The sequence below is a fragment of the Alloacidobacterium dinghuense genome, assembly GCF_014274465.1.
Classification (GTDB): domain Bacteria; phylum Acidobacteriota; class Terriglobia; order Terriglobales; family Acidobacteriaceae; genus Alloacidobacterium; species Alloacidobacterium dinghuense.
In genome coordinates, this window is sequence record NZ_CP060394.1 from 3273270 (window position 1) to 3292054 (window position 18785).

The window sequence follows — 18785 nt, forward strand, 5'->3', positions numbered from 1 at the left end:
TTTTATGCTGTTCTGGCTACTTCCGGTGCCCTCCTTTTGCTCCGGTACCGACTGACCGGCTTCCGTGGCGCTTTGGCCAGGACTTCATTCACGTCAACCTTCAGCCGGCTGACGGTGTCCGTTAAACATATCAACAGCATCGGCTGATTTGTGTTGCGCATGAGGTCAACAATCTGACGCGAATCTGACTCCAGATAGACGTGCTTCCCATCCAGGAGCAGATGGTGTTCCTTACTGCCCTGGACGATGTCGGCCAGCCGACTGTGCACTTCCCGGCGCAGGAAGCGCAAAACCCGACGCACCTGCTGCAATGAGATGTGCTTGCGACGAAGCTCTTCGATGACGAGAATTTCGACCAGATCTGCGGTCGAGTAGATCCGATTGCGGCCTTCGCGCTCTGGTACAACTACGCGCTTTTCATCCCACCACTGCAACTGGCGCGCGGTGACGCCAGTCATTTCCAGAACATCGCCGGTGGTGAAGCGGTCTGCCAACATAGGCGGCCGATGACCTCAAACATTTCGGTCGTGAAATGTTTGATGCGATTCTTCACCCGGCGATGCCTGATGTCAATCCCTCGGCGGTTTCATCCGGTGAACTTTTGTATTCATTTGGTAACCGTAGTCACGTCGGCGACTACCCGCCGGAGGGTTTCCGCAATCTGGACAATCTGGCTTGCTTCGAGATACGGATGCATGGGAAGGCTCAGCACACGCTCGCCTGCCCGCTCGGATAGCGGGAAACCACCTTCACCTAGATTCATGTGGCGGAAGACGGGTTGCAGGTGCAGCGGAACCGGATAGTGGACGGCGGTAGGGATTCCGGCCCGTTGCAAGGCTTGCTGAACGGCATCCCTGTCATCGACTTCAATGGTGTACTGCGCATATGGGCTGGTGTATCCATCGCGAACCACCGGCGCTTGTACTGGGTCCTTTAGCAACTTGTTGTACGTCGCCGCGGCCTTCTGGCGCGCCGCTAGCTCTTCGTCGAAGACATCCAGTTTGGCCAGCAGAATCGCTGCCTGGATGGTATCGAGGCGGCCATTGATGCCGATGCTCGTGTGGTGGTAGCGGCGGTCTTGCCCGTGATTGCGCAACTCCAGCATGCGGCGGGCGAGGCTGTCGTCGCTGGTGAAGATCGCTCCGCCATCGCCGTAGCAGCCCAGCGGCTTCGACGGAAAGAAGCTGGTGCAGCCGATGGTGCTGAGGTTGCCGGATTCGCGGCCCTTGTAAGTTCCACCAAAGCTCTGTGCGGCGTCTTCGATGACGGGGATGCCGTGCCTGGCTGCGATTTCGTTGATCGGGTCAAAGTCGGCGCACTGGCCGTAAAGGCTCACGGGCATGATTGCCTTGGTGCGCGGCGTAATCGCGGCTTCGATCCTGACCGGATCGATGTTGTAGGTCTCCGGATCGATGTCAACGAAGACGGGGACCGCTCCGAGCAGCGCGATCATTTCTCCAGTAGCGAAGAAGGTGAACGGCGAGGTGATGACCTCGTCGCCTGAACCGATTTCAAGCGCCATCATCGCCATCAACAGTGCGTCGGTTCCACTGGCGCAACCGATACAGTGCTTCGCGCCGGTGCGTGCGGCGAGGCGGTCTTCGAGTTCGGCAACCTCCGGTCCAAGGATGTACTGGCCATGATCGAGCACGGTCTGGATGCGGCTGTCGATGTCAGACTTGAGCTTGCGGTACTGCGCTTTAAGGTCAATGAACTGCATTCTTTAATTTTCGCGCATTCCTGCCACGCAGAGGAGCGGCCCGCGCATTTTGCACATTGACTGTTTAGTTTCAATGGCTTTACAGACGAATGCCATACGGATTTCGGTCAATGGACTTCCCGCCGTACAGCCAAGATCGTCGTGATTTCCGCGACATCATTTCTGGAGACACGCCGTTGAAGTTCGCGTAGGATTCTGTGCCGGCGGGACTTTCCGTACGCATTGGGCTGAATCGTCAGGCAAGCGTCGGGTGAAAGGCTTTCCGCCGGAGGTGTTCCGATGCCTACATATGCTGTGCTGTGCAAATGGACAAGTCAGGGGATACAGAGCGTAAAGCAAAGCCCAGGGCGGCTGGACGCAGGCAGGAAAGCGTTTGAAGCCGCTGGTATCAAGATGAAGGATTTCTACCTGGTCATGGGCCAGTATGACATGATCATTGTCGTCGACGCACCGGACGACGCTACGCTCGCCAAAGCCGCTCTCACTCTCGCTTCCGCCGGCAACATTCAAACAGAAACGCTGCGTGCGTTTACCGAGGACGAATATCGGAAGATTGTTTCAGGCATTGCCTGACCGGGCTCGATTCATAGGCAGACCTGCAATTTCACAACGCGCCCCGGACCGGTCATTTCTCCGGCTATCTGCGCCACTGCTCCAGAGCCTGAAGAATCACCAGCAAAAAAGCCCAGAGCAGGAACGTTCCAACGAGGATTGCGCCCACAACGTAGACCACATCCACAAAGCGGCGTGGATGTGGCTTTCTGAGTCGCCGCATTCGATTGTTGCTTGCTCGCCCAAAGGCACGCTTGTCTGTCGCCTTGAACAATCTCGCTGTAAACATGGGAATCAGTTCTCGAACTCGGGTTCAGGCACCGGCAACACATCTTTGTCTCCCGCAATCCAAACGTAGATCGTGGGAAGTAGAAAGACGTTGATAGCCAGGGCGCCAACAAGACCGCCAACAATGACGATGGCGAAGGGACGTTGGGAGTCGGACCCAATGCCATGCGACATTGCCGCCGGCAGCAGACCGAGAGTCGCAACCAGCATGGTCATCATGATGGGTCGCAGTCGAAGCACGGCGCCTTCGATTGCGGCTTCGAGGATCGAGTGGCCCTGCACGCGCAGTTGGTTGATGTATTCAAGCATGATGACTCCGGTTTGCACGGAGACGCCGAAGAGCGCGAGGAATCCAACCCCCGAGGACACGCTGAAGTTTGTGCGGGTGAGAAGCAGGGCAAGCAGACCCCCGATGGGAGCCATAGCCACGTTCACCATAATCAGCGCCGCCCATTTTCCAGACTTGAACATCGTGTAGAGAATCACGAAGATCAGCAGGATAGTGATGGGCAACACGAGAAGCAGACGCTTCTGCGAGCGCTTCTGGCTTTCGTATTCTCCGGCCCAATCGATGTGATATCCCGCAGGCAGAGTCACCTGCTTGTTGACCTTATCGATGGCCTCTTCGACTGTGCTGCCGAGGTCGCGTCCGCGAACGCTGTACTTCACGGCGATGTATCGCTGTTCTCCCTCGCGATAGATCTCTTCAGCGCCGTCGGTAGTGGCAATCTTGGTGAGTTGCGCCAGTGAAACGCGCTCGCCCGATGGAGACAGCAGACGTACATTCTCGATGGCCTCACGCGTATCACGGTACGGCTCCTGATAACGGAGCACGAGATCGTAGCGAGCCTCGCCGCGCAGAACCTGGCTTACAGCATTTCCGCCAACAGCAGTCTGAATCGCATCCTGCACATCGGCTACGTTGATTCCGAAGCGCGCGGCGGCCTGCCTGTCTACAGTAAAAGTGAGATTCGGCTGGCCGATGACGCGAAACAAACCGAGATCCTCGATTCCGCGAATCTTGCTCATGATGCCAACGATCTCGTTGCCCTTCTGCTCCAGCGTTTTGAGATCGTCGCCGTAGATCTTGACCGCCAACTCACCTTTCACGCCGCTGACTGCCTCCTCGACGTTATCGGAGATAGGCTGCGAGAAATTCCAGATAACTCCGGGCATCTTCCCCAATTGCTCGTTCATGGAGGCGATCAAGTCCTCTTTGTCTTGGTGGAAGACCGGCCGCCAGTCTTCTTTTGGCTTCAGCCCGACGTAGTATTCGGTGTTGAAGAAGCCGGTTGTGTCGGTGCCGTCGTCGGCTCGGCCAACCTGGCTGGTGGTCTCGGTTACTTCGGGGAACGAGGCCAGCAGCACCCGCGCTTTGTTTGCGATCGCCACGCTCTCGTCGGGGCCGGTGCTCGGCGCCAGCGTTCCGCGAACCCAGATGGCTCCTTCATCGAGGTGGGGAAGAAATTCCGATCCGATGACACCGCTAAACGCCAGATAGCCGGACACCGCAAGCATCAAGCCTGCGCCACCAACTGTCACGTATCGATAGCGAATGGCAGACGCGGCAGTGCTTCTGTAGTGCTTGATAAGCCATGCCAGGACCGGGTTGTGCCACTCTTTGGCGTCTCGGCGGAACAAGAAGCTGGACAGAACCGGTGCGAGCAACATGGAGAAGATCAGCGCGCCCAGCAGAGCAAAGGCGACTGTCCATGCCATCGGCTTGAAGAGACGGCCCTCAACTGCCTGCAGCGTAAAGATCGGCAGATACGCGGTGATGATGATGCCGATGGCGTAGAAAACCGGCCGCTGCACTTCATGCGCAGCATCGCGAATTCTTTCGAGCGGAGTCTGCGATCCGTGACCGTTGCGGTTGAGGTGTCGGACGATGTTCTCGACCATGACCACGGCGCCGTCAACAACCATGCCAAAGTCCAACGCACCCAGGGAAAGAAGGTTGGCCGGTATGTGGCGGAGGTCGAGAAGGATAGAGGCGAACAGCAGCGAGAACGGGATGGTGAGCGCAACAATCAAAGCGCCGCGCGCGTTGCCGAGGAAGAGAAAGAGAACGATCACCACCAGCACAATTCCCTCGGTGAGGTTGTGCAGCACGGTGTGCGTGGTGTAGTGAATCAGGTCGCTGCGATCGAGAAATGGAACAACCTTCACGCTCTTGGGGAGAATCCGATCATTCAGTTCCCGCACTTTCGCTTCAATGCCGCGCAGCACAGGGTCAGAGTCATCGCCTTTTTGAAGAAGCAGGATGCCCTCAACGACATCCGGATTATCGACAAGTTTTCCGTCGACCCGGCGAATGGTCCTGCCATTCTGCCCCAGGCGAATTTTCGGACCTTGCTCGACTATGGCAATATCTTTCACACGCAGTGCTGTTCCAGCCTGCGTTTTGATTACGGTATTTTCAATGTCCTGTACGCGTGAAACAAGTCCGACGGCCTGTACATTGATTTGCTGCGAGCCAGCGACGATGAAGCTGCCGCCCGCATTGGTGTTGTTGTTCGCAAGCTGCTGCTCAACCTGCGCAATGCTTAATCCGTAGGAGACGAGCTTGTCGGGATCGAGACGTATCTGGTATTCCTTCGTCTCTCCGCCGAGGCTGGAGACATCGACGACTCCTGGAACTTGCTTGAATTGTTTTTCGAGAGTCCAGTCTTCGATGGACTTGAGTTCCATCACATCGATTTCGGGATTCTTGCTTTCGAGTGAGTAAAAGTAAATTTGTCCGACCGGACTCCAGTCCGTACCCAGCTGCGGCGTGAGACCCGTTGGCAGCGAAACCATCCCCATTCGCTCAACGACTGTCTCGCGGTTCCACTTGTTATCAGAGTCATCGTCGAAGATGAGCATGATGCTCGACAGACCAGCCAGCGTAGTAGAGCGCAGATGCTGCAGGTGCGGAATGCCTGCCATCTGGATTTCTGTCGGGACAGTCACTTGCTGCTCGATGTCCTCTGCTGAATGTCCCGGCCATTGCGTAATGATGTTGACATAGTTGTTGGCTACGTCTGGATAGGCTTCGACGGGCAGATTGTGAAACGAGACGATACCCCATACGAAAAGCAGAATCGCCCCGCCCAGCACGAGGAATCGATTGTTTAGCGCAAAGTCGACGATCCGTCGAATCATTGCGCCTCCAGAGTCGATTCGAATTGAAGTACATTCGAGACAACCTGTTGACCGGGATTGATGCCGGAAAGAATCTCCTGCCTGTTCCCCGGCAGCATCTGGCCTCCGTGTATTTCCACTCGCCGGAACTTGTTGTCGTCGGCAGGAACGAAGACCCAGTCGCGATCATGCAGGTGCAGCACAGCGGACGCGGGCACAACGGCGTGATCTTCGATTTTCCTGCTCTGGAATGTAGCAGTGACGAACATTCCGACTTTCAAAAAGCCGGGATTGCGAACCTCGATTCGCACCTTCGCGGTGCGGATGCTCGGATCGAGGATCGGTTGAATATCGGAGATTCGACCTGTGATTGGTTTGTCTGGAAAAGCGTTGGCGGTGATGACGGCGGATTGGCCCAGGGCAATCTTCGAAAGATCGTTTTCATAGACATCACAGATCACCCAGACGACGGATAGATCGGCTATCGTAAACAAGGTCGACGAGCCGGAAAAGGTGACGCCGGCAGCAGCGGAATTCGTCACGTTCTGCGCAATGATGACTCCTGAGATCGGCGCATAGACCGGGACAATGCTTGACGGATGGTCTTTCTTTACTCCGAGGGTGTTTAGCTGATCCTCGGCCGCGGTCAAGTCTGCCTTGGCGTCTTTTTCTGTATCCTCGGCCTGTTCCAGCATGCCGAGCGAAATGGCGCCGTGATCGTAGAGGTCGTGCGCGCGAGCGTAGGCTTTGTTCGCAAGCTGTTCGTCGTTGGCGGCCTTCAGGTAGGTATCGAATGCGCTCGTGATGTCAGGGCTCTGCACCTTCAGGAGCAGATCGCCTTTCTTCACGTCGTCGCCGAGACGGGCTTTTATATCCACAACGCGGCCGCTGGCGAGCGAGATAACCGGGACTTCGCGAGCAATATCCGGATTCACCGATCCGGTAACTTTCAACTCCGTGGGAGCTTCAACCTGATCGGCGCGAATGAGCGGAAATTGATCCGGCTTATCAACGGTGACGAGACTCATGTCGCCGGTTGGCACGGTCTGCGTCGCAGGAGGCGCGCCGTCTGTAGGATTGAATTTCTTCTCACAGGCCGCGAGTGAAAGGCAGACAGCGAGGCAGCAAATGGATTTCAGAGCAGACTTACTTGTCATTGGATCACCTCGCGTCCTACGGCCAGATTCAACTGGCCTGCTGCGGTCAGGTAAGCGCCGATCAATTGCAGATACGCCATCTGCACATTGCGGTAGTCGCTCTGTGCATTGAGAAAATCCATGAGCGACGCGCCCCCATGCTGCCATGCATATGTCACCGTTTCTCGCACGCGCACGGCCTGTGCCAGGTATTTGTCCTTGTACGGGCGCAACAGGATCAGATTGCTGTTCACCTGCACATACGCCGAATCCACATCGCCGAATACCTGCGCGCGCGTTGCATCCGTCAGTTCCTGATTGCGGCCAATATCGAGCAGCGTGCGCTGCTTCTCGCCCTGGTTGCGATCGAAAATGCGCAGCGGAATACTGACGCTGGCGCCCAGGGTATTAATGCCGTTGGGGTTGTTGTTCGATGAGTTGTACGTATACCAGCCGCTGAAGGTCGGATCAGTTGAACCATTCGCAATGGCCAGCTTGTGGTTGGTATCGGCCTGCTGTACCGCCTGGAGCGCGGCTCTCAAGTCCGGCCGGTTATCAAGAGCAATCTGATGAAAGGAATCCAGCGGTTGCAATTGGTCTGTGAAGTCGAATGTTCCTTGTATATCGAACTGGTCTACAGGTGTCCTGTCATTGAGGAGTTGCAGAAGCTGAATCTTCGAAGTGCGCAGGTTGACTTCCGCGGTCTGCAAATCTGACTCGTACTGGACTCTCTGCAACTCAATCCGGTCCAGATCAATCTGCGCCAGATCGCCTGCTTTGAAGCGCGCGCGGCTGATGTCGATGATTTTGTCGTAATAATCCAGCTCCTGACGAGAGAGATCCACGATGGCCTTTGCCTGCAGCGTCGAAACAAAGGCGACGCGCAGATTGAACACGAGGTTTCTCTCCAGATCCTCGTGCTGTGACGCTGCAATCTGCGTTCCTTCCTGCGCGCTCTCGAGCCGAAGCTCCCGCTTGTGCTCGCGCTCATGCAGGTAACTCAATGTGGGAACAACATAGGTCCCCTTGAGCGGAGTCCAGGTCGAGTCATGGGGCGCAATCTGCGTCCCGTCTTGTGACAGCGTGAACTGTGGGTTCGGACGCAAATACGCCGTGATTTCTTCGGCCTTCATCTCCTGCACGTTGAGCTCATCCGCCTTCAGCGCTGGATTTGCCGATTCAAACTTCGTCTTCACCTGATCCCAGGTGAGACTCGCCTGGCCGCAGGCCAGAAGAGGCGATGCCAACAGAAGTCCCAGGACGGCGGGGCCGCGGATGTCGAATAAAGATTTTGTAGTTTGCATTCGAGAACTCTTGTAATCTCACGAGGAACGCTCAGGAGCGTGGGCTCCCAATCGCAGAAACGCTGCTCATGTGGCAGATAGTTTTCAGCATAGGTTGCTGACAACTACGCGTGGCGCTATCTTTCAGGTATCGCGATGCATCTTTAAGCCATTGCCCCCTATCTTTTGGCCAAACATCCTTTCAGTTGAATCGTTTGACAGGGAGTGGCATCAGCGATATCTACAATGGAGCTAGGGCTGCGCGCGTATACTGCGCAGCATCTCGGGAGCTTATGTTCGCGGCACTATTCAAGGGAAACAAGCGATCAGTCCTGCTCAAGGCAGGAGTCATGATCGCTGCGATCGCCCTCTTAGACTGGCGGATTGTCGGCGAGATTCCTCTTGGATTTCTCTACCTCCTTCCCATGCTGGCGATTGGCTTTGTGCTCAGCCCCGCTGAGATATGCCTCTTTGCAGTCTTATGCACTCTGCTGTCGGAAGTATTTGACGATCTCAGGTGGACTCTGCGCACGGGCTTGTCCCGCGATGTGCTCTACTTCGTCGCATTCCTCGGTGCAGGCTTCTACGTTCGCAGCGTGAGCCTCAGTCGCAAAGCCGCTTTGCAGCATCTTCACGAAATTGAGAGTCAAAGAGATGCGCGCCGCGAAGCAGAAGAGCAATTGACCATTCTGATTGAAAGCAGCCCCGCGGCGATTGTTACCACGGAGGCCGATGGCAGAGTCCTGATGGCAAATGAGGCCGCTCACCGTCTGCTGGGTGTTCCACAAAAGGAACTGCAGGGGCGAATCATCTATCGCTATCTGCCTTCTCTGACAAATGTCTCCAGATATGAAGCCTCGCAGCATTTTCGCACCGTCATGCAGGCTCGCGGACAACGCGAAGATGGCGAAACTTTTCTGGCTGACATTTGTTTCTCAACCTATCGCACAAACGCCGGGTCGCGCCTGACCGCGATGGTGCTGGATGCTTCGGAGGAATTTCGCACACACGAGGTGTCCGGCCTGCAGCAACTTCTTGTTGGATCCCGGATCGCCATTGGCGCCGTTTCCCATGAGATTCGCAATGTTTCTGGCGCCATCGGCGTTGTTCACCAGAACCTCGCGCACTCTGGTTCGCTCAACGGCAATAAGGATTTCGAAGCACTTGGAAACCTTGTGGTCGCGCTTGAACGCATCGCCAACGTAAACCTTCGACAACCGAGCGATCAAGCCTCTGTCATCGATCTTGCAGCGCTGCTTGATGAATTGAAGATCGTGGTTGCGCCCTCGTTACAAGAAGAGGAGATCACGTCACGCTGGTTGACTGAGGCTGGCCTGCCGCTCGTTTGGGCAGATCGGCCAAGTCTCATGCAGGTGTTTCTCAACCTGATCACCAACAGTGTCCGTGCGCTTTCCAAAAACAGCGATCGGGTGCTTAACGTTACTGCGAAATACGACGGCACCCAGGTCGTGGTGGAATTCTCAGACAACGGAGGAGGCGTCGTTCGCCCGGAAGATCTTTTTCGTCCTTTTCAGGCTGGAGCTGCAGCAACCGGCTTGGGCCTCTACCTATCGCGTGCGTTCATGCGTTCCTTCGGTGGGGATCTGCGTTACAAACCAATTCCTGACGGCGCCTGCTTTGTTGTTCATTTGACTCCCGCGCTGTCGACGGGGCAGGAATAATCTGTGGATGAAATTCGCATACTGATGGTGGACGACCACAGCCTCTTTCGCGAAAGCCTTAGCAGGTTTCTGGAGACTGATCCCACCTTCCGCGTGGTCGGCCAATGCCGAACCATAACCGAAGCGATTGCCGCATATTCTCAGACGCCAACCGATGTCGTTCTGCTGGACTATGATCTCGGCGAAGAACAGGGTTCCCGATTGCTCTCCGAATTAAAGAGTCAGCTTCGCGAACCAAGAGTCCTTATGGTTACGGCGGGCATGTCCGACGCGAGTACGCTCGAAGCGATGGAAGCCGGCGCCTCAGGAGTCTTTCTGAAGCACAGCAGCCTCGACCAACTGATCTCTGCCATCCATCAGGTTGTGAAGGGTGAGATCTGGCTGGACAAAGGCGCCGCTCATTCTCTTTTTGGGCGCGGTAGTACACAAAAGGTGCGTTTCGAGCGCGTCCGTCCTCTGACAATCCGGCAGGGCGAAGTATTGCGAGGCATTCTGGACGGGCTGACGAACAAAGAAATAGCCTGGAATCTCAAGGTCTCCGAAAGTTCAGTCAAGGCCGTGATTCAGGAGCTATTTCACAAGGCGGGAGTGAGAACGCGGAGTCAGCTCGTGCGCATCGTCATCGAACGGCATCCCTCGGATTGGCTGAGACCCGACAGCGCCGAATAAATTTCTGAAAGAAAATAAAGTTGGAACTTTCGCCTTGCAGTGACGTATTAGTTAGCAGCAGTAACAGATTAGTTATCTAGTTTGCAGGAAATTTAAGCAGTCTACGAAGATTTTCGTTGACTTCCTACGAAATACTTCGTATAAGAATCTTAACGAATGCCAATCTGCTTCGGCAGGCTGTCGAGACACTATTGAGGGCGTATTGTTGAGGAATATGTCATTAAGCTGAATCTTTATTAGCGCCCAATCTCTTTGCCGATGGATCCGGTCGGCGAAGAGAGTTGTCATTCTCACTCCTGGGTGGTCGCACTATTTCTCGCTTGACTCGAAAAGCGGGCAAATGGAGACGATATGCGGCGATTCTCAGGAGTTTGGTTAGCCCTTCTTGCGTTTTTCGCAGTTCCCCTCAGCTCAGCCCTGTCTTCTGATCCGAGACTTCTTTCCCTGGTTCCTCCCGGCGCGCAGATTATTGCCGGAATGGATTCACCAGCGCCGCCGGGACGGCCGGGTAGTTTCGTACTCATCACCCGCAACAACACCATCGACCTGGACGATTTCTTTGCGCTGACGGGCGTCGACAGTACACGCAGGGTACATCACGCTGTATTTGCTGCCATTGGTGACACTCGGGGGGCCCTGAGTGAACACACTCTGATGATGAGCGGACATTTCGATGCGGCCCACATCTACAAGTCCGCAGTAGACAGCGGACAGCAGAGCATCAACTATCGCGGTGTGACGCTCCTTCAGATTCAGCCCTTCGCGCGCGAGCTCAACGAATTCACAGAAGTTCGCTGGCTCGCGATTCCCGATCCGGGTCTTCTTATCTTCGGAAGCGTCTCCAGTGTGCGCGAGGAACTCGACCGGTATCTTGCCAACACAACAGCTGATGCGGCGCTGGTCAGCAGACTGGCGCACCTGCATAACGATGACGAGACCTGGTGCGTGATGTACGCGCCGAGTCAAAGCGACGATGTTCGGAAGGCATTGTGGGCTTTCGATTCGAAGCTCGCGGAGCTTGTTGGCAATGGCGATGAATTTGAATTTGGCATCCGCTTCCGCAAGCAGGTGGAATTCGAATATGAAGTTACGACGGCCTCTGCTGCCGCCACTCACAGCATTTCAGCCTCGCTCAAACAATCTCTCACCGGGCTCGGGATGGGATCTTCCCTGCTGCCCGATAATGATGTTACGGTGCGCGACAAGACTGTGCGCAGCCTGATCAAGATTCCCGTGCAGCGTTACAGTGACTGGCTGGCTGAAGTCTCAAAGCGTGAACACGGCGGGAATTCCTGAAGCAGATTGCTCACTTAGGATTCGAGCGCGCTACGCCAGCTGGTCAGTTTCATTCGAGGAGAAATGGTTTGCAACTGACCAGGTGGCGATCACGGAACTATTTGGCTGACCAGAAGTCGGGATCGGCTTTGACCCATTCATCCGGCGGGTAGCTTATCTTCGGGTTGAAGGCGAAGACATTGGACTGACGGGACTCCACGCAGGAAGCCTCCATGTCATCGAGCTTCTTCATCTCGCTTTCTCCCAGACTGGCGCCGAACTTCTTGGAGTCTGCGATCGATTGATCGACTTCCGCCAGCGACTTCATGGGCGTGAAGACGAGGAAGACGCCGCCGTTCTCCGTCCCGTACATGCTCTGGAAAACAGCCCAGTGGGCGTCAGGGGCGGCTTTCTCAAAGGCGCTTCTGTAAGCCTTGACGAGGGCATCCCATTCATCGCCCTTGCCAGGCTTAACAACGAAGCGTGTAACCTCCATATATCGCATCTTTGCTATATTCACTGCTGGCCGAAGGCTCAGGTCTTCCCGATAGGTCGCAACGGTGGTGTCGTACTCGCTGAGCAGCTCTCCGTCATTGAGTGACGCGCTGTCCAGCGCTGAAGCGAGAGTGCTGTTGCGCATCGTGGCCTGATTGTCCTTCTCCCAGTCTGCGATCGAATCGTAGCGAACAAAGAAAAGGGATCGCGACCGGCCCGAGAGGGAGTCCATTCCGAAGTAATGGGTCGGCCATTTGGCGTCCGTCATCGCTTTGACAAAAGCGCTTTCGCTCTTTTCATGCACGCTGCCCGCCTTGCCCGGCTTGAGAAACTCGCGCATGATAACCAGCACTTTGGGAGGTTGCACTACCTGATCGGAGGCATCTTGCGCGAACGCAACAACCAGATTGCAAAGGGATAGACAGAACCCTAAAGAGAGTCCTATGAGTTTTTTCATGGGTCTTGCTCCAGTCCTTAACGAAGTGAGTTTCAGGACCAAGAATGCCGAGCGTGAGGGAGAAACCAGCCTCACTAAGCCAGCATGTGGAACGTTGGAGGGATTTTCGCTTCGATTCCTGAGCCGGCTGTACCATACGCTCCACCTCAAGTAGAAGCAAGAGAAGAAAGTGCCTAGCCTTTCTGTTGCAAATTCCCTGTGGTATCACCACATATAAATGTGAGAAAGTTATGTGGTACTGCCACAGGAGATGAGCTTGGGAGACTCGAAACTCGATCTATTGCAGGGGACTTTGGACCTGATGGTTCTACAGACACTGGCAGCTATGGGTTCTCTGCACGGGTACGGCATTGCGCGCCGCATTGAACAGATCAGCGGCGATGAGCTACTGCTGAATCAGGGCACCATTTACGCGTCGCTGGTACGGCTGCAGCAGCGTGGCTGGATCGATGCCGCTTGGGGTACGTCGGAGAACAACCGCAAGGCCAAGTTCTATTCGATTACCGAAGCTGGCCGAAAGCAGCTTGCGCAGGATGCCGCGTACTGGGAGCGGCTGGCGGGTGTCATGGGCCGGGTCCTAGCCATGCAGAACGAAGGCGGTGGTCGATGACGGGTATAACGGACAAGTCTCCCAAGACCTCATCGAAGACCTCCCTGAGCGCGTCGCTGCGAAGGGCGTTTCACCGCCTTCGTTCTTTTTTCCGCAAAGATCCGCTCGACCACGAACTGAATGACGAGATGGCTTCACACATCGAGCTGGCAATGGAGGAATACATGCGCAAGGGAATGCCCGAAGAAGAAGCACGGCGGCAGGCGATGGTCCGTTTTGGCGGAGTGCAGCAGGCGCGCGAGCAGCATCGCGAGACGCGCGGGCTGCCGTGGATAGACGTGCTGGGACAGGACCTGCGTTTTACCTTTCGCACGCTGGCACGCGATCGCAGCTTAACGATTATCGCGATTTTGATTCTCGGGCTGGGGATCGGCGCGAACGTCACCGTCTTCAGCGTGGTCGATACGATTCTGTTGAGGCCACTTCCCTTTCGCGATCCTCAACAGTTGGTGTGGATTACCGGGAACAAGGGCGTTGGTGGTTTGTCGGGGATGACGTATTCCGTCGATGCATATGAGGACTATCGGGCGCAAAACAGATCTCTCCAGGATGTGACTGCCTACTTCCCCTTTTACGGACAGGGCGATTACAAGCTGACCGGATACGGTGAGCCTCAGCCAGTGAATGGCGTAATGGTGGCAGGAAATTTCTTCGAGCTGCTCGGCATTCAGCCAAAGCTGGGACGGTCGTTTGTTCAAGACGAGTTGATCAAGGGCGGACGTCCGGCGGTCCTCTTGAGCGAGCCTTTCTGGAAACGGCAATTTAACGGCGATCCGAAGATCGTAGGGCAGACGATCAATTTGAACAAAACTCCGACAATCGTTGCCGGAGTGATTCCTGCGACGTTCGATTTCGGATCAGTCTTTGCGCCAGGAACAAGGATGGACATTTTCGTTCCCGCCGTCATGGACGATATGCGCGAATGGGGAAATGTGTTTTCGCTGATTGGGCGCATGAAGCCGGGCGTCAGCGTCGGGCAGGTGCAGGCTGAGGCGGACATGCTCATTCCGCAGTTCTATGCCAGAAAGACCCATCCGGAATATGGCAAGGGCTACACCGGAACAGTCTGGGGACTGAAAGAGTATGTCAGCGGCAAGCTGCATCGCTCGCTGGTAGTTCTGTGGTCGGCTGTCGGGCTAATCATGCTGATCGTCTGCGTGAACCTCTCGAACTTGCTGCTGGCTCGCTCAGCAGCGCGCAGCAAGGAATTCGCGATGCGCAGCGTTCTGGGCGCGCGCCGCAGTCGGCTGGTCCGGCAACTCCTGACCGAGAGCCTTGTGCTGGCGGCTGGAGGCGCTGTTTTGGGACTTGGCATTGCTTATGCCGTGGTGACATGGCTGGCGCATCAGGGATCGATTGCCCTGCCCTTGCTCAGCAGCATTCGCGTAGACGGAAGCGCGCTGGCGTGGACGCTTGGGATCGCGGTTGTGGCAGCGGTACTCTTCGGGCTGGCTCCGGGACTGAAGATGTCGAGCGGAGACCTGCAGGAGTCGCTCAAGGACAGTGGAATGGGCGCGAGCTCAGGCAGAAAGCATGATCGCATGCGCTCGATTCTCGTCGTGTCGGAAGTCGCGCTGGCCTGCATTCTTATGGTAGGGGCGGGCCTGTTACTCCGTAGCTTTCTTCACGTGTTGGATATAGACCTCGGCTTCAGGCCCAGCCGCGCGGCTTCAATGCAGGTGACCTATGACGATGGCAACAAAGATGAGAATCGCGGGCCGATTCTCGAGAATATGCTCGATCACGTAAAGGCTATCCCCGGCATCGAAGCGGCTGGCATCACCGACATGCTTCCGCTGGATCGGAATCGCAGTTGGAATCTATTTCGGAAAGGTAGGGACCCGAATCAGAAACCGGATACTGGCACGTATGTGCAGGTAGTAACGCCAGGATATATCGGCGCTCTGGGCATGCGGCTGATCAAAGGACGCGATTTCACCTGGGACGATTCAACGCACGCTGAGCACGCAGTCATCATCAATGAATCGCTCGCACGCCGTGAGTGGCCCGGACAGGACCCGGTAGGGCGTCTTGCAGTGGCGAATGGCGAAGACTCTCGCGTGATTGGCGTTGTTGCCGATGTGAAGGAAACCGGACTGGAGATAGATCCGGGCGCTGAGATGTATGTCCCGGTCACCCAGAACGGACCTGTTGGCGCAGAGCTTGTAGTCCGCACCAGCCTGCCGCCAGAAGCGCTGGCTGCAAGCGTGATGAAGGTGCTGAAGCAGATGAATCCGGGACAGCCAGCGACGGAATTCCGGTCCATTCAACAATTGGTCGACCACTCGGTTTCCCCGCGGAAGTTCTTTGTGCTGCTGGTATCGACCTTCGCCGGGCTGGGGCTGCTTCTGGCCTCGTTGGGAATCTATGGTGTCATCTCATATTCCGTGGCGCGACAGACGCAGGAGATTGGCATTCGCATGGCACTGGGAGCATCGCGCACGCGGGTACAAGCTGCGGTTATCGGGAAGACACTGCGGCTTGCTCTAATCGGCATTGTTCTGGGCGGAGCAGCTTCGTTTGTAATGGCGCGGGGCATCGCATCCCTGCTCTATGGAACGGAGCCTGCCGATCCGCTTACGTTTGTGGGAATGGTGGTGCTGCTGGGTATTGTGGCCATGTTTGCCGGATATCTGCCGGCGCGGCGGGCTTCCAGGATTGATCCCATGATTGCATTGCGTACGAACTGAAAATTCCCCATGCCTCAAAAAACGAGACGTGGGCACCCTGGCTTGTGCAGCGAACTTTAAAGGTTGATTCAATGATTTATCTCTTTCGGCAGATGCTGGGCCGTGTGCGCTCTTTCCTGCATAAAGCACCATTGGATGGCGAGCTGGATGCTGAGATCGCTTCGCACCTGGAGATGGCGGTTGAGGAGAACACTCGACGCGGGATGCATCCCGAGGAAGCACGGAGGCGGGCAATGATTCGTTTCGGCGGTTTACAGCAGGCGCGTGAGCAGCATCGCGAGACACGCGGTCTGCCATGGATGGATGTGCTTATGCAGGATTTGCGTTTTACCTCCCGCACGCTGGCTAAGGATCGCGGGTTCACGATCATCGCCGTACTGATTCTAGGGCTGGGCATCGGGGCGAATGTTGCCGTATTCAGCGTAGTGAATACCATTTTGCTACGTCCGCTTCCCTTCCACGATCCGGAACGGCTGGTGCGAATCGTGGAGAAAAATGCGGGGACCAACGAATCCGCCAAAACATATACGGCGGATGCCACTCAGGACTACCAACAGCAGAACCGCTCTTTCCAGTCCGTGAGCGGCTACTTCGCCTTCACCGGACCCGACAACCTTAAGCTTGTGGGCAATGGCCAGCCGCTTCCGGTCACCGGCATCCTGGTGGCAGAGAATTTCTTTCAGACGCTCGGTGTGGATCCGTTCATGGGGCGGCTGTTCCGGTCTGAAGAATTTGTGAAACACGCTCAGCCTGTGGCGTTGTTAGGCTATCCGTTCTGGAAACGTCAACTGGGCGGAGATCGCAGCATCGTAGGGCAAACGATTAACCTCAGCAATACTTCGGTGACCGTGATAGGCGTACTGCCGGAAACATGGGACTTTGGCTCGGTATTTTCACCGGGAGCCAAGGTCGACCTCTTCATGCCTTATATCATGGATGACTTCCGCGATGACGGAAACGACCTGGCGCTGGTTGGCCGCCTGAAACCCGGAGTCACTTTGGCGGCAGCACAGAGAGAGGCCGACGAGATTTTTCCGCGGCTCCTTTTCGATCATAAACACCCGAACGACAAAGCAGGCTACACCGGCCAGCTCACTGGATTGAAGGATTACATCAGCGGCAAGCTGCGGCGATCGCTGATTGTGCTGTGGTGCGCGGTGGGGCTGATTCTGTTGATCGTTTGCGTGAATCTTTCGAACCTTCTGCTGGCGCGGACGGCGGCGCGCAGCAAAGAGTTCGCTATGCGCAGCGCCCTCGGCGCGAATCGCTGGCGGTTGGCACGTCAGCTGTTAACAGAGAGCTTGGTGCTATCCGGAGCCGGCGCGATACTTGGGCTCGCGATTGCCTATGCGGTGACGGCTTACCTTGCGCACCAGGGATCGATTGCTCTGCCACTGCTGAGCAGCGTGCATGTAGATGGAAAGGCGCTCGCGTGGACGCTGCTGATTGCCGTGGCTGCGGGTGTGCTCTTCGGCATCGCTCCGGCGCTGCGGATGTCGCGCAACGATCTTCAGGAGTCGCTCAAGGACAGCGGGCATGGAACGAGCGACGGCAGGAAGCATGAGCGGATGCGGTCGGTGCTGGTGATCAGCGAAGTAGCGCTGGCCTGCATGTTACTGGTGGGCGCTGGTCTGCTGCTGCGCAGCTTTCTGAAGGTGCTGGAGGTCGATCTGGGTTTTGAGCCGAGCCGGGCTGCCGCTATCAGCGTGGACTATGACGATGGCGGAAGTACGGCTAAGCGGACAGTGATATGGCAGGAGGTTGTGCGTCGGGCTTCGATGCTTCCCGGTGTGGAGGCTGCTGGGATATCAGATAACCTGCCGATGAGCCGGAACCGGGGCTGGGGAATAGCCGCAAAAGGACAGGAGAAGCCCAGGGACAGCGATTTCATAGGAGTATTCGTCTACATCGCTTCGCCCGGATACCTGAAGGCGATGGGCATGCGGCTGATGAAGGGGCGCGACATCAGCTGGGAGGACCTGGCGAATAACGAGAATGTGGTCATCATCAACGAAACAGTCGCGAAAAAGCTTTGGCCTGGACAGGATCCGATCGGCAGGACAGCAATTGCCGGTGGCCAGGAGGCGCGCGTGATCGGCGTGATTGCTGATGTGCGCGAAAGCAGCGCTGAGGACAACGGGGGCGCGCAGATGTATCTGCCGGCGACCAAGAACTTCGGGCCGGAAGGTTGCTATCTTGTGGTGCGGTCGAAGCTTCCTCCAGCCACGCTGGGCACAAGCCTGATGCGCACATTGCAGGAGATGAATCCGGGGCAGCCGGCAACGGAGTTCAGGCCGATTCAAGCGTTGGTGGACCATGCGGTTTCGCCGCGGAAGTTTTTCGTGCTGCTCGTTTCGATCTTCGCCGGACTTGGGTTGCTTCTGGCTTCGTTGGGGATTTACGGGGTGATCTCCTATTCCGTTACTCGGCAGACACAGGAAATTGGAATTCGCATGGCGCTCGGTGCGACGCGATCGAAGGTTCAGCTTGGCGTAATCGGCAGAACGATGCGGCTGGCTCTTATCGGCATTCTTCTGGGCGGAGCAGCTTCGTTTGTGATGGCGCGCGCGATCGCTTCCCTGCTCTATGGAACCGAACCTACCGACCCAGAAACGTTCGCGGGGATGGTGTTGTTGCTTGGATCTGTGGCGCTGCTTGCTGGATATCTGCCGGCGCGTCGGGCTTCTCGCATCGACCCGATGATCGCGTTGCGCACAAACTGAGGACCAGCGTTTCAGGGAGACCGTGCGTCGTAGGCCATCCCTGTGCTGCTGTCGCCATCAGTTGCGCGACCTTATAATGCGA

General features: G+C 56.3%; 14 protein-coding genes. 7 read left to right on the top strand and 7 right to left on the bottom strand.

Annotated features, from left to right (window positions below):
- Positions 1 to 2 precede the first annotated feature (2 nt).
- Both H7849_RS13445 and H7849_RS13450 read right to left on the bottom strand, forming a co-directional pair.
- Positions 3 to 497: a MerR family transcriptional regulator gene (locus H7849_RS13445; protein WP_186739891.1), complete on the bottom strand. Its 495-nt coding sequence runs from the start codon at positions 495 to 497 to the stop codon at positions 3 to 5.
- A gap of 110 nt (positions 498 to 607) precedes the next feature.
- Positions 608 to 1720, bottom strand: coding sequence for a DegT/DnrJ/EryC1/StrS family aminotransferase (locus tag H7849_RS13450; protein ID WP_186739893.1), 1113 nt, complete (start codon positions 1718 to 1720; stop codon positions 608 to 610).
- Positions 1721 to 1999: 279 nt separating this feature from the next.
- On the opposite strand from H7849_RS13450, the gene H7849_RS13455 reads away from it, so the two are divergent.
- Positions 2000 to 2293 (top strand): GYD domain-containing protein, encoded by a 294-nt coding sequence (locus H7849_RS13455; RefSeq protein WP_186739895.1) that lies wholly within the window; start codon positions 2000 to 2002, stop codon positions 2291 to 2293.
- Positions 2294 to 2357: 64 nt separating this feature from the next.
- On the opposite strand, the gene H7849_RS13460 is transcribed toward H7849_RS13455, so the two are convergent.
- The 4 genes from H7849_RS13460 to H7849_RS13475 all read right to left on the bottom strand — a co-directional run bounded on the left by H7849_RS13460 (position 2358) and on the right by H7849_RS13475 (position 8123).
- Positions 2358 to 2495: a hypothetical protein gene (locus tag H7849_RS13460; RefSeq protein WP_186739897.1), complete on the bottom strand. Its 138-nt coding sequence runs from the start codon at positions 2493 to 2495 to the stop codon at positions 2358 to 2360.
- 71 nt (positions 2496 to 2566) lie between these two features.
- Positions 2567 to 5704, bottom strand: coding sequence for an efflux RND transporter permease subunit (locus H7849_RS13465; RefSeq protein ID WP_186739899.1), 3138 nt, complete (start codon positions 5702 to 5704; stop codon positions 2567 to 2569).
- Entirely contained in the window at positions 5701 to 6840 is a 1140-nt protein-coding gene (locus tag H7849_RS13470; RefSeq protein WP_186739901.1) for an efflux RND transporter periplasmic adaptor subunit, read from the bottom strand. Before H7849_RS13470 ends, H7849_RS13465 begins: the two co-directional genes overlap by 4 nt.
- Positions 6837 to 8123 carry a TolC family protein gene (locus H7849_RS13475; RefSeq protein ID WP_186739903.1) on the bottom strand — a complete coding sequence of 429 codons (1287 nt, stop codon included), beginning with the start codon at positions 8121 to 8123 and terminating at the stop codon, positions 6837 to 6839. The genes H7849_RS13470 and H7849_RS13475 overlap by 4 nt, the downstream gene beginning before the upstream one ends.
- 272 nt (positions 8124 to 8395) lie before the next feature.
- Here H7849_RS13475 and H7849_RS13480 point away from each other — a divergent pair, with 272 nt between their 5' ends.
- The 3 genes from H7849_RS13480 (at position 8396) to H7849_RS13490 (ending at position 11749) form a co-directional block, all read left to right on the top strand.
- Positions 8396 to 9784, top strand: a complete 1389-nt coding sequence (locus H7849_RS13480; RefSeq protein ID WP_186739905.1) for an ATP-binding protein — start codon at positions 8396 to 8398, stop codon at positions 9782 to 9784.
- Positions 9785 to 9787: 3 nt separating this feature from the next.
- Complete coding sequence (locus H7849_RS13485) at positions 9788 to 10453, top strand: response regulator transcription factor (protein WP_186739907.1); 666 nt, start codon at positions 9788 to 9790, stop codon at positions 10451 to 10453.
- 351 nt (positions 10454 to 10804) lie between these two features.
- Complete coding sequence (locus tag H7849_RS13490; protein ID WP_186739909.1) at positions 10805 to 11749, top strand: hypothetical protein; 945 nt, start codon at positions 10805 to 10807, stop codon at positions 11747 to 11749.
- 97 nt (positions 11750 to 11846) lie between these two features.
- Here H7849_RS13490 and H7849_RS13495 read toward each other — a convergent pair whose 3' ends face one another.
- Positions 11847 to 12680, bottom strand: a complete 834-nt coding sequence (locus tag H7849_RS13495; RefSeq protein WP_186739911.1) for a hypothetical protein — start codon at positions 12678 to 12680, stop codon at positions 11847 to 11849.
- 256 nt (positions 12681 to 12936) lie between these two features.
- On the opposite strand from H7849_RS13495, the gene H7849_RS13500 reads away from it, so the two are divergent.
- The 3 genes from H7849_RS13500 to H7849_RS13510 all read left to right on the top strand — a co-directional run bounded on the left by H7849_RS13500 (position 12937) and on the right by H7849_RS13510 (position 18703).
- Entirely contained in the window at positions 12937 to 13290 is a 354-nt protein-coding gene (locus H7849_RS13500) for a PadR family transcriptional regulator (RefSeq protein ID WP_222439644.1), read from the top strand.
- Entirely contained in the window at positions 13287 to 15980 is a 2694-nt protein-coding gene (locus tag H7849_RS13505) for an ABC transporter permease (RefSeq protein WP_186739913.1), read from the top strand. The genes H7849_RS13500 and H7849_RS13505 overlap by 4 nt, the downstream gene beginning before the upstream one ends.
- Positions 15981 to 16051: 71 nt before the next feature.
- Positions 16052 to 18703 (top strand): ABC transporter permease, encoded by a 2652-nt coding sequence (locus H7849_RS13510; protein ID WP_186739915.1) that lies wholly within the window; start codon positions 16052 to 16054, stop codon positions 18701 to 18703.
- Positions 18704 to 18785 lie beyond the last annotated feature (82 nt).

Coding starts and splice junctions, on each gene's coding strand:
- H7849_RS13495 (WP_186739911.1), bottom strand. CDS start 12,680: ATGAAAAAACTCATAGGACTCTCTTTAGGGTTCTGTCTATCCCTTTGC.
- H7849_RS13450 (WP_186739893.1), bottom strand. CDS start 1,720: ATGCAGTTCATTGACCTTAAAGCGCAGTACCGCAAGCTCAAGTCTGAC.
- H7849_RS13445 (WP_186739891.1), bottom strand. CDS start 497: ATGTTGGCAGACCGCTTCACCACCGGCGATGTTCTGGAAATGACTGGC.
- H7849_RS13490 (WP_186739909.1), top strand. CDS start 10,805: ATGCGGCGATTCTCAGGAGTTTGGTTAGCCCTTCTTGCGTTTTTCGCA.
- H7849_RS13480 (WP_186739905.1), top strand. CDS start 8,396: ATGTTCGCGGCACTATTCAAGGGAAACAAGCGATCAGTCCTGCTCAAG.
- H7849_RS13460 (WP_186739897.1), bottom strand. CDS start 2,495: ATGCGGCGACTCAGAAAGCCACATCCACGCCGCTTTGTGGATGTGGTC.
- H7849_RS13510 (WP_186739915.1), top strand. CDS start 16,052: ATGATTTATCTCTTTCGGCAGATGCTGGGCCGTGTGCGCTCTTTCCTG.
- H7849_RS13465 (WP_186739899.1), bottom strand. CDS start 5,704: ATGATTCGACGGATCGTCGACTTTGCGCTAAACAATCGATTCCTCGTG.
- H7849_RS13475 (WP_186739903.1), bottom strand. CDS start 8,123: ATGCAAACTACAAAATCTTTATTCGACATCCGCGGCCCCGCCGTCCTG.
- H7849_RS13455 (WP_186739895.1), top strand. CDS start 2,000: ATGCCTACATATGCTGTGCTGTGCAAATGGACAAGTCAGGGGATACAG.
- H7849_RS13470 (WP_186739901.1), bottom strand. CDS start 6,840: ATGACAAGTAAGTCTGCTCTGAAATCCATTTGCTGCCTCGCTGTCTGC.
- H7849_RS13505 (WP_186739913.1), top strand. CDS start 13,287: ATGACGGGTATAACGGACAAGTCTCCCAAGACCTCATCGAAGACCTCC.